Source organism: Senegalia massiliensis, assembly GCF_900626135.1.
GTDB classification, from domain to species: Bacteria; Bacillota; Clostridia; order Tissierellales; family SIT17; genus Anaeromonas; species Anaeromonas massiliensis.
In genome coordinates, this window is sequence record NZ_LR130786.1 from 841,497 (window position 1) to 852,063 (window position 10,567).

Genomic DNA, 10,567 nt, shown 5'->3' on the forward strand with positions numbered 1-10,567 from the left:
GTCATTTTATTATGCAATTTTTCTAGCCATTATTACACCCATCACTGAAGCCATCATAAGTCCTCTAGTCCATCCACTAGAATCTCCCAATGCATATAAACCTTTAACATTAGTCATAAAATTATCATCTAATTTTATTTTATTACTATAAAACTTAATTTCTGGTCCATATAACAATGTCTCTCTACTTGCAAATCCAGGAACTACTATATTCAACGATTCTATAAATTGAAGAATATTAAGCATTGGTCTATATGGTATTGCAGATGTAATATCTCCTGCTACAGCATCAGGTAATGTTGGATCGACATTGGATCTAGAAAGTTCTTCTTGCCATGTTCTTTTTCCATCTAATATATCACCATATCTTTGTACTAATATCTTTCCATCACCTAACATATTAACTAATTGGGATACTTTTTTACCATATTCAATAGGCTGATTAAAAGGCTCTATAAAATTATGGGAACTCAATATTGCTAAATTTGTATTGTTTGATTTTTTATCTTTATATGAATGTCCATTTACTATAGCTAAATTATCATCATAATTCTCCTGACTTACAAAACCACCAGGATTTTGACAAAATGTTCTTACTTTATCTCTAAATGGTGATGGATATCCTATTAATTTTGATTCATATAATACATTATTGACTTTTTCCATAACTTCATTTCTTACTTCTACTCTAACTCCTATGTCTACAGTTCCTGATTTATGGCTAATATTATGTTTTATACACATATTTTTTAGCCAGTCTGATCCTTTTCTACCGGTAGCTATTATTACTTTATCTGATAATATTTTTTCTATAGATTTTTTTCTCTTTGAGTCTATTGTGATTATTCCTTTAATATTATCATCCTCTATTATTAAATCTTCTACTAAAGTATCAAACATTATTTCTACTCCATTTTGAATTAAATACTGCTGTATTTTATAGTATATCTCTTGAGCTTTTTCTGTTCCAAGATGTCTTATAGGGCAATCAACTAATTTAAGCCCAGCCTCTATTGATTTTCTTCTTATATCTTTAATTTCTTCAGTATTTTCAAGTCCTTCTATATTTTCATCTGCCCCAAACTCCAAATATATATTATCAGTATAATTTATCATTTCTTGAGCAGATTTTTCTCCAATTAAATTAGGTAATTCTCCACCTACTTCATGGCTCAAAGACAATTTGCCATCAGAAAATGCTCCTGCACCTGAAAATCCTGTAGTTATATGACAATATGGTTTACATGAAACACATTTAAATAATTCTTCTTTAGGACAATGACGTTTTTCAATACTAGTTCCTTTTTCAATTAATAATATTTTTTTATCACATTTCTTTTTAATTAATTCTAAAGCAGTAAATATACCAGATGGTCCTGCACCTACAATTACTAAATCATAATTCATATAAACTCCCCCATTATAAATAGTCGAATATTATACTAATATTATATAATATAGTTCAGGTTTAGTCCAATATAATTCTAAAGTCCTCTTAGCCCTTCTGGTTTATAAATATCTTCTTTTAATGCTTCATCAATTTCATTTAACAATCTATCTTTATCATCATTTAATGTTCCTTTAAGAGAAATATAATTTGACGCATGATTTGAACGGAATACACAATTTTTAACATTAAGACTTTCTATAAAGAATTTTGTCTCTATCATAACTTCTTCCGGAGATAATAATTCAAAATTTCCCTCTATATAATCATTATATAATTCTGTATCCTCTTCCATCATTAATGTTAATAACCCTACATAATCAGGATTAATCTCATTTATTACTTTAGCTGAATCCATAGCATGTTCTTTGATATAATCTTTACCACCTAAGCCAGATATCAATGTTACTGATAATTTTATGCCAGACTCCTTGACTTTTTTTCCAGCTTTAATCATAGTTTTTCTATCTACACCCTTATTAATTTTATTCAATATATGTTCATTTCCTGATTCTACTCCCATATACATAATACCTAAGCCATTATCTTTCAACACTTTAAGATCATTTAAGCTTTTATTTAGTATATCTTTAGGTGTAGCATAAATGCCTAGTCTTTCACATTCTGGAAATATACTTTTTATATGTTGTAAAATAATTAATAAATCATCTGTTTTTAATATTAAAGCATCACCATCAGCTAAAAATATTCTTTTTATACTTTTATAATATTCTCTTGCAGAATTTAAATCTTCTAATATCTCATCTAATTTTCTTATTCTAAATTTTTTCTCCTTATACATGCTACAAAATGTACATTTATTATGATTACAACCAATTGTTGCCTGTACTATTAAACTCCTAGCTTCACTAGGAGGCCTAAAAACTCTTCCTTCATATCTCATCTTTTTCCCTCCACTCTTATTTCAAATAAAAATAATCTAGTATAAATCTTTACTTGCATTTTGAAAATATCCCACTTTTAAATAATTCTATATAATATTATAGTACAAAAAAAGAAGGAATTACAAATCTCTACACCAAGCTGTTCACAATCATCACGTTTAGTGCTTACCTTTTTGAAATAATAAACCCTCCATTAATACACCAGACTTTGAATCTATAGTATAATTGATAAAATAGGAGATGATGGCAATTGAAAACATACAAAACTTCGGAGGTTGCTAAAATGATTGGCATACACCCCAATACCGTTCGTTTTTATGAGGAATGGGGATTAATACCAAAACCAGATCGTAAGTCCAATGGATATAGAGTTTTTACGGATTTTCATATTGACCAGCTAAAGCTTGCCAGAATTGCTTTTAAGATAGAGATACTTCAAAATGGCTTAAGAAAAAAAATTGTAGAAACAATAAAAGTTTCGGCAAATGGGGACTTTGATAAAGCAATCTCTTTAACAAAAGAGTATCTACATCTTATACACAAAGAACAGAAAAATGCCAAGGAAGCAATCAATATAGCAAAACAGATCTTAGACGGAAAAACCTCATCTGATAGGTTGTGTTTGAAACGCAAAGAGGTTTCTGAGTATTTGAATATTTCTATAGATAAACTCCGAAATTGGGAATTAAACGGTCTATTGTCCATTAAACGAAAACAAAATGGCTACCGTTTTTATACAAGCGTGGATATTGAAAGGCTAAAAATAATACGATCACTCCGATGTGCCAATTATTCATTAGAAGCTATATTGAGAATGCTCAATGCTATGTCTGTAAATCCACAGATAAATATGGAGAAAGTATTGAATACTCCTAAAAGTGACACTGACATTATTTCTGTGTGTGATAAGTTGATTCTATCTTTACAGGAAGCAGCCCAAAATGCAGAATTGATAATAGAAATTCTAAAGGATATGAAAATTAAGTTTAATAACCCTCCATATTAACACCAACCTTTTTTCTGCTGTTATAATTAGTTAGTCAATAACAGTAGAAGGAGGTTTTTAAAAATGGAAGAAATCATTAAAGTGAAGCAGCTATCCAAATCCTATAACGGTTTAATAGCAATCCAGAACTTAGATTTATCAGTACAATACGGTACGGTATTTGGGCTGCTTGGCGCAAATGGTGCAGGAAAAAGTACTACAATCGAATGTATATTAGGTACAAAAAAACCTGATACAGGAGAAATATCAATTTTAGAAATGAATCCCTGTCTTCAAAGAAAACAACTTTTTGAAAATGTGGGTGTTCAGTTTCAAGAAGCAAATTATCAAGATAAGATTACTGTAGCTGAGCTATGTGAGGTCACACAGTCACTCTACAAAAATACTGTAGATTATCGAGAATTACTAAAGCAGTTTGGAATATCTCACAAAACCAAAAGTATGGTCAAAGAACTTTCTGGCGGTCAGCGTCGAAAATTATTTATTGTTTTAGCACTAATACCAAATCCTAAAGTGGTATTTTTAGATGAATTGACCACAGGACTTGATGCCAGAGCAAGACGAGAGGTATGGAAAATTCTATCTGATTTAAAATCAAAAGGTTTGACCATTTTCTTAACCTCTCATTTTATGGACGAAATTGAGCTATTGTGTGATAAAATCTGCATATTGAAAAAAGGACAGGTGATATTTCATGGAACAGTAAAGGAAGCAGTTTCCGCAAGTCCTTTTGAAAAATTTGAAGATGCTTATTTATGGTATTCAGACGAGGAGGTAATGGACAATGAGAACATTTAGTACAGTGCTGAAAAATGAGTTAAAACTATCCCTACGTGGTATGGATATGTTTATTTTTGCTATTTGTATGCCACTTGTTGTTTTAATAATCTTGGGAGTGATATATGGAAATAAGCCTGCATTTGATGGTGCACAATATAGTTTTTTAGAGCAATCTTTTGGAGCTTTAACCACTATCGCTATTTGTGCAGGAGGTGTTATGGGACTTCCATTGGTAGTCTCGGATTACAGAAGCAGAAAGATATTAAAGAGATTTAAGGTTACACCTGTAAGTCCCGCAATGATATTGGTAGTACAGGCTGCCATTTATACACTTTACTCTATTGTTTCATTGTTGTTACTTTATGCCGTTGCAGCAATTTTCTTTGATTTTCAGTTGCTTGGTTCTCCTTTTGTTTTCTTGGGTGGTTATTTGTTGGTAATGCTTTCAATGTTCAGTATTGGTATGATGGTAGGAGGTATTTCGCCGAATACCAAAATTGCAAGTGCTGTTGCAAGCATTTTATATTTTCCGATGCTCATTTTTTCAGGTGCAACTTTACCTTATGAGATAATGCCAAATACTTTGCAGAAAATAGCTGATGTACTCCCACTGACACAGGGGATAAAACTACTGAAAGCAGCTTCTTTAGGTTTATCCATTGATAATGTCATAATCTCTATAATTATTATGATATCCCTTGCAGTAATTTGCATTTCAGTTTCCCTGAAGTTTTTCAAATGGGAATAGTAATACATTTCGAATAGATTTCACCTCCTGTATATAGGAGTAAATTACACAATGATAAATAAAAAAGACTATGCGACATTAAGAAGATGATTTCTGTATTTAGCAGAAATCATCTTTTTTAATCCTAATTTTTATATATTCTTTATAGTAAATGATATATTATCCTCATCCATATGATTTGATTAGGTTTTGAAATACTGTGATTGTATAATGAACACTTTAACCAGAATATATAAAAGTATTAGAATACAAGATAAATTATAGCGTAATGTAAATACTTCTCTCATATTTACTTTTTATTGTAAGATATAGGCTTTGCATATTTAAATTCTCTAATTTCAAAATATCTAGGAATTTTAATATTGTCATATTCAGTTATTTCTATTTCAAAACCATAACTTTCCATTTTATCTATAGTTCCATTAGACAACGTTAATACTGATTTAATATCACCTAAAGACCCTATAGCCTTTATTTTAATTGGTGCACTTATTGGTTTACTGTTGAAGCTTAGATCTTCTCCTACCTTTATCATTTTTGAAAATGATGTATGTCTAAGATCATTTATAGCTATAGCTTCTATACCTGTCCCATTAAGATCGTTAATTATCTTTAGAATAAGATCATAATCTTCTTCTATAGAAATAGGATATTCATAAGAATCTTGAGAATTTGGATTATTTATAACTATCTCTACACCTTTACCTTCTACTTCTTTGTACCCTGTAAACATCTTATATTTATCAAGTTCTTTAGAAAGTTCTTTCACATAGTCACTTTCTTCATATATTTTAGATTCATACTTTCTAATTTCATTCTCCAAATTTTCAAGTTCATTCATTAATGACTCTTTTTCTTTTTCTACATTTGAGAGTTCATTTACCAATTCTTTATTTTTTTGACTCGGTATGAAATTAGGTCCTACTAAGGTATTTACCGTTTTATACTGAATAGCAATTATTATACCAAGTATTACGCAGACTGTAATTATTAAGGACTTAGAGAACAGATTTTTCATTTACTACCTCCTAATTTATCTTAAACCATAGGGTTCTTATATATTAAATTATAAATCTTTAGATTAAATGTTTTTCATTTAAATATTTTACTATTTTTTCTATAACTTCTAATTTATATTTTATACCATTTAACCTTTTAATTGCAAGAAAACTTTAGATTGTAGAGTTCTATAAGGTTTTAATATTGCTATTTACTACTATTGAAAAAGATATTACTATAAAATTTCATACATCGTATCCTTAGACTAATTAGTTTAAGGATTTTTATAGTTATGAATCTTCATATATGGTAAAATATAGATGTTAGGTTAAAGAGTTCAGTTTTTTAAGTGAGGAGTTGTATTTTCGGAGGTTATAGTATTGAATATATTTGGATATAGTCGCATTATTATTATTGGCAATAATGGAAGTGGAAAAAGTTTTTTGGCTAAAGAATTGTCTATTATCACAGAATTACCAGTTGTTCATCTTGATCTTGAATTTTGGCTTCCTAACTGGGGACAACCATCGAAAGAAGAATGGGTAAATAAGCAAGCAAATATTGTATCAAAGGAAAAATGGATTATAGAAGGCAATCATACTGGTACTATGGAGCTAAGGTTTAAAGCTGCGGATTTAGTTATACTTTTAGATATAAATCGTTTAGTATGTTTGGCTAGTGTATTTATGAGAAATGGCAAAATACGTTCAGATATTCCGCAATATCTTAAAGAAAAGTTTGATATAGGATTTTTTAAAATGTGTACAGGATTATGGAGTTTTTCTAAAACACGCAAACCCATTATAATGGATTTACATAAAAAATATCCTGATAAGCAGTTTTTCAGTATTAATAGTAGAAAAAAACTAAGAAAGTTGTTAAATCAATGGAGAGATGAAAAAACTAACTATATAAATTCTGTATTATGAACATTAATCAAACGTTCAAATATTATTTTCTTAGAATAATTTTATTATAGATTATGTTAGGTTGAAATATTTAAAGCTTACTATAATTAATTATTTGTATTTGTGTATGGAGGTGTAAATGATTAAGAAAAGTAAAAAAATTACGAGTTTAATTATTGTATTATTACTATTATTAAATATTTACTTTATTTATATTATAAATAAAGTAAATAAGGAAACGAAATCTTTAAAGCATAATATGTTAGCACGTTCTGATATAGAAATGGATAACGCACTTAAAAACATTAGTACATTAAATGATAAGTGGGAAGAAATAAGTGATGCTGAAAAAGTGAAGTACTTAGAGAGAGCAAATACTAACCTTATATTAGCAATGGAATTAATGAGCAGAGCCGACAAGTTTTTTCTACCTGTAAAAACATATAGAGATGGAGTATACATTTTAGAAGAAAAAATAATAAATAACATCGATGAAAATACACAAAAGGAATATATTAAAGGATTAGAAAGTGATTTTAGAGTGCTTTCAATATTCATAACTAATAACTTTATAGTTTCAGATATTAAAAAAGAGGAAGCAAATAAGAAATGGAAAGATGAAGTGAAATATTTGAAAACTAAGGAAGTAAAGTACTGATTAAAACTCAATTAAAATAAATTAAATTTTGAGGAGGTTTTAAAATGAAAAAAAGATTATTATTAATTCTTACTATCACAACAATGACAGTTATATTATTAGCAGGCTGTACTCAAATAGAAGATGAAATTTCAAAAGAAGAAGCACAAGAATTGGTTATTGAAAAGCATAGTGGAAATATTGGAAACGTAGAGATAAAATCTATAGAAATCAAAAATAATAAATATATTGTAGAATGGGAAAATGAAGAGAACTTAGAAAGAGGTATAGATGAAGTTGATAAAAAAGGAAATATGAAGATGATAGAAACAGAAATAGAATAATATATATTTTGATTTAGCTGAGTTTTACTTAATATTAATTGAGTAAAATTTAAAAATTTATTAATATTTACTCTTTCAAAAAAAGCAAATATTAAGGAGGGACGATGTAATATGTCCAAAAATAACAAAAATTATTATTTTAGTTATGGAATTGGTTTTGGATTACTTGGTGGTGCTTTGCTTGCAGTAATCTTGGGATTATTTATTGATACTCCATTAGTTTGGGCTTTCGCACCTGGTTTTGGAATGTTAGCTGGAATGATTATCGGCATTGCAATGGATACAAATAAAAATAAGAAATAAATATTAAGTTAATAATCGTTTATATTAGGGGGGATTGTATGATGTTTTTTAGAATTGTAATTGAAATTATCTTGAGCATTTTTGTATTTTTTATGACTTTTCAGATTACAACAATCATTCATGAGTTTGGTCATGCTATACCAGCATTAATCTTAACTAGAGATAGAGTAAAAATAGCATTAGGTATATTAGGTAGATTAAATAAAAACAATAAAAATTTTAAACAAATAAGCCTAAAAAGATTAGACATTGAAATTAAAAGTTTGAATCCTTTCATAGGAATGACATATTACAAATCATCTCAGCTTACAAAATATCAAAGGATAGTTATTCTTGCTGGTGGACCAATTTTTTCTCTACTTCTTGCTATTATAATGGTATTTATAAATATAGGTTCAGAAGGTAAATTCTTAATGGGAATATTTAATTTAAAAGAAATAACTATACTAGCGAGAAATATAGCATTAGTATCATTTTTATTTACATCTATTCCTATAATATATCCAAAATCCAATCACCCTAGTGACGGATATCAGATATTAAAATTAATTAAAGATAATAAAATTAATTAAGACATGCTTTTTTAAACTGTGTAGTATGATAAGGTGAAATTGAGTTTTACATAATTGACATTATGACGAATTCATTTTACTCACTAGTTATGAAATCTCGTATGTGGTCAAATATAGATACTAAATTGAATAAAGCTCAATTCAAGGTAGGATTTTATAGCTCTATTAATTAAATTTATTTTGTTGATATAAATTTAATTAATATATTACTAGTACTAATTAATGCATGTGCTACCTTATTTATAATGTTTGAATTTCTAATGGAATGGGAGGGATTTGAGCTCTATTAATACTAGTAATCAAAATGATTTTACGTTTTATACCATTTTCTTGGATTTACAGATTAATGTCTTCTTTATTTTTATAATTAAAAGTTTTTATTATGATTATATTAAAAAAATATATAGATTAGCATATTAATATAAAAAGATATTGACAATATAAAAAGAATAGTATAATATAAGGATGAACAATGTTCAGGAGGGACATAAAGAGTGGAAAACTATAATGTAAATTATAAAGAGATTATCTTATCTAAAGCTAAAGAAATTGCCATGAATGAAGGTATAATCAAAATAAATATCCGTACTGTAGCAAAAAACAGTGGTATTGCTATTGGAACAGTATATAACTATTTTCCCTCAAAGGGTGATTTGCTAGTAGCTGTTATTGAAGACTTCTGGGAAGGAGTTTTTAAGGATATTGATTGGAGAGGTTTAGCAGATAATAATTTTTATGACAATCTAGAAAAAGTTTATAGTGTTTTACATGATTATCTTCACAACTTTAAAGAGAATTGGCTAGAACAGTTGGCTCTGCTAAAAACACAGGAGAAATTAATTGGAAGACAAAAAGAAGATGAATATTTCCAAAAGATGTATAGTAAAATAATATTATTAATAGATATGGATAGTAATTTAAAACAATATCAATGGTCGCAAACTATTTCAAAAGAAAATATGGCAGAGTTTATATTCGAAAATATGCTAATTATGCTTAAAAAAGAAAAAGGGGATATGAAACTTTTTATTGAACTCTTAAAAAAAATAATGTCAAATTGAAATCATACTAGGTATGATTTTTTATTTGAACAATCATGAACAATGTTCACTAATATATTAAGGGGTGATTAGATGCAAGCTATCATGGAAACTTTATTTGATGCATTATATTTGACTAGTGTAATTACTATAGGGATTATAATGATATTAAAGGGTGGAAATAATAAACAATTTAAATTATTTGGAATTATGGCAGTTGTACTAGGAGTAGGAGACTCTTTTCATTTAATACCTAGAGCATATGCTCTTCTTACTACAGGTCTAGAAAATAATGTTGCTGCACTCGGAATCGGGAAGTTTATTACATCTATTACGATGACAATTTTTTATGTGATTCTATATTATATATGGAGACAACGTTATAATATTAAAGGACGTAAAGAGATTACATTTACTATTTATGCTTTGGCTATTGTAAGAATAATATTATGTTTTTTACCTCAAAATGAATGGTTAAACCACAATTCACCTGTTTCATGGGGAATATATAGAAATATCCCATTTGCCATTATAGGAATTATAATTATATATATATTCAATTCAGAAGTTAAAAAACATGGTGATAAAAATTTTAAATTTATGGCTTTAGCTATTATACTATCTTTTGCATTATATGTACCAGTTGTATTATGGAGCAATGTATTTCCATTAGTCGGTGTACTAATGATACCTAAAACTCTTGCTTATGTTTGGATAGTACTTATGGGATATAATGAACTTAGATTGGAATCTAAAAATAAAGTAATATAAAAAATATATTAAATATGGAGGTATAAATAAATGAATCGTTATATAAAAACTGCAATTTATTATGCTATACTTGGACTTGCAACAGGTGTCTTTTATAGAGAATTCAC

The 10,567-nt window shown here is 28.0% G+C and carries 14 protein-coding genes; 11 read left to right on the top strand and 3 right to left on the bottom strand.

Annotated elements, in window-relative coordinates:
• Positions 1-9: 9 nt before the first annotated feature.
• Positions 10-1,407, bottom strand: coding sequence for an NAD(P)/FAD-dependent oxidoreductase (locus E0D94_RS14215; protein ID WP_130808190.1), 1,398 nt, complete (start codon positions 1,405-1,407; stop codon positions 10-12).
• Between the two features lie 77 nt (positions 1,408-1,484).
• The gene (locus tag E0D94_RS14220; protein WP_130808191.1) at positions 1,485-2,351 is read right to left on the bottom strand and encodes a radical SAM protein; all 867 of its coding nucleotides are present in this window, start codon (positions 2,349-2,351) and stop codon (positions 1,485-1,487) included.
• Between the two features lie 251 nt (positions 2,352-2,602).
• On the opposite strand from E0D94_RS14220, the gene E0D94_RS14225 reads away from it, so the two are divergent.
• The 3 genes from E0D94_RS14225 (at position 2,603) to E0D94_RS14235 (ending at position 4,886) form a co-directional block, all read left to right on the top strand.
• Positions 2,603-3,358, top strand: a complete 756-nt coding sequence (locus tag E0D94_RS14225) for a MerR family transcriptional regulator (protein WP_130808192.1) — start codon at positions 2,603-2,605, stop codon at positions 3,356-3,358.
• Between the two features lie 63 nt (positions 3,359-3,421).
• The gene (locus E0D94_RS14230; RefSeq protein WP_130808193.1) at positions 3,422-4,156 is read left to right on the top strand and encodes an ABC transporter ATP-binding protein; all 735 of its coding nucleotides are present in this window, start codon (positions 3,422-3,424) and stop codon (positions 4,154-4,156) included.
• On the top strand, positions 4,143-4,886 hold the full coding sequence (locus tag E0D94_RS14235; protein WP_130808194.1) for an ABC transporter permease: 744 nt from the start codon (positions 4,143-4,145) through the stop codon (positions 4,884-4,886). Before E0D94_RS14230 ends, E0D94_RS14235 begins: the two co-directional genes overlap by 14 nt.
• A gap of 289 nt (positions 4,887-5,175) precedes the next feature.
• Here E0D94_RS14235 and E0D94_RS14240 read toward each other — a convergent pair whose 3' ends face one another.
• The gene (locus tag E0D94_RS14240) at positions 5,176-5,904 is read right to left on the bottom strand and encodes a DUF881 domain-containing protein (protein ID WP_130808195.1); all 729 of its coding nucleotides are present in this window, start codon (positions 5,902-5,904) and stop codon (positions 5,176-5,178) included.
• 361 nt (positions 5,905-6,265) lie between these two features.
• Here E0D94_RS14240 and E0D94_RS14245 point away from each other — a divergent pair, with 361 nt between their 5' ends.
• From E0D94_RS14245 to E0D94_RS15205, 8 genes are all read left to right on the top strand, one after another.
• On the top strand, positions 6,266-6,814 hold the full coding sequence (locus E0D94_RS14245; protein WP_165442982.1) for a P-loop NTPase family protein: 549 nt from the start codon (positions 6,266-6,268) through the stop codon (positions 6,812-6,814).
• Between the two features lie 118 nt (positions 6,815-6,932).
• Positions 6,933-7,451: a hypothetical protein gene (locus tag E0D94_RS14250; protein WP_130808197.1), complete on the top strand. Its 519-nt coding sequence runs from the start codon at positions 6,933-6,935 to the stop codon at positions 7,449-7,451.
• Between the two features lie 44 nt (positions 7,452-7,495).
• The gene (locus E0D94_RS14255; RefSeq protein WP_130808198.1) at positions 7,496-7,774 is read left to right on the top strand and encodes a hypothetical protein; all 279 of its coding nucleotides are present in this window, start codon (positions 7,496-7,498) and stop codon (positions 7,772-7,774) included.
• A 111-nt stretch (positions 7,775-7,885) separates the two neighbouring features.
• Positions 7,886-8,077, top strand: coding sequence for a hypothetical protein (locus E0D94_RS14260; protein WP_130808199.1), 192 nt, complete (start codon positions 7,886-7,888; stop codon positions 8,075-8,077).
• A gap of 38 nt (positions 8,078-8,115) precedes the next feature.
• Positions 8,116-8,649, top strand: coding sequence for a site-2 protease family protein (locus E0D94_RS14265; protein WP_130808200.1), 534 nt, complete (start codon positions 8,116-8,118; stop codon positions 8,647-8,649).
• A 494-nt stretch (positions 8,650-9,143) separates the two neighbouring features.
• The gene (locus tag E0D94_RS14270) at positions 9,144-9,710 is read left to right on the top strand and encodes a TetR/AcrR family transcriptional regulator (RefSeq protein WP_130808201.1); all 567 of its coding nucleotides are present in this window, start codon (positions 9,144-9,146) and stop codon (positions 9,708-9,710) included.
• Between the two features lie 72 nt (positions 9,711-9,782).
• The gene (locus E0D94_RS14275) at positions 9,783-10,460 is read left to right on the top strand and encodes a hypothetical protein (protein WP_130808202.1); all 678 of its coding nucleotides are present in this window, start codon (positions 9,783-9,785) and stop codon (positions 10,458-10,460) included.
• A 30-nt stretch (positions 10,461-10,490) separates the two neighbouring features.
• Positions 10,491-10,567, top strand: a 77-nt coding sequence (locus tag E0D94_RS15205) for a DUF2871 family protein (RefSeq protein WP_130808260.1), incomplete at its 3' end; no start/stop codon positions are given.

Excerpts from the sequence above, each read along its gene's own strand:
- E0D94_RS14215 (WP_130808190.1), bottom strand. The coding sequence starts at position 1,407 with ATGAATTATGATTTAGTAATTGTAGGTGCAGGACCATCTGGTATATTT.
- E0D94_RS14220 (WP_130808191.1), bottom strand. The coding sequence starts at position 2,351 with ATGAGATATGAAGGAAGAGTTTTTAGGCCTCCTAGTGAAGCTAGGAGT.
- E0D94_RS14230 (WP_130808193.1), top strand. The coding sequence starts at position 3,422 with ATGGAAGAAATCATTAAAGTGAAGCAGCTATCCAAATCCTATAACGGT.
- E0D94_RS14235 (WP_130808194.1), top strand. The coding sequence starts at position 4,143 with ATGAGAACATTTAGTACAGTGCTGAAAAATGAGTTAAAACTATCCCTA.
- E0D94_RS14240 (WP_130808195.1), bottom strand. The coding sequence starts at position 5,904 with ATGAAAAATCTGTTCTCTAAGTCCTTAATAATTACAGTCTGCGTAATA.
- E0D94_RS14250 (WP_130808197.1), top strand. The coding sequence starts at position 6,933 with ATGATTAAGAAAAGTAAAAAAATTACGAGTTTAATTATTGTATTATTA.
- E0D94_RS14255 (WP_130808198.1), top strand. The coding sequence starts at position 7,496 with ATGAAAAAAAGATTATTATTAATTCTTACTATCACAACAATGACAGTT.
- E0D94_RS14260 (WP_130808199.1), top strand. The coding sequence starts at position 7,886 with ATGTCCAAAAATAACAAAAATTATTATTTTAGTTATGGAATTGGTTTT.
- E0D94_RS14265 (WP_130808200.1), top strand. The coding sequence starts at position 8,116 with ATGATGTTTTTTAGAATTGTAATTGAAATTATCTTGAGCATTTTTGTA.
- E0D94_RS14275 (WP_130808202.1), top strand. The coding sequence starts at position 9,783 with ATGCAAGCTATCATGGAAACTTTATTTGATGCATTATATTTGACTAGT.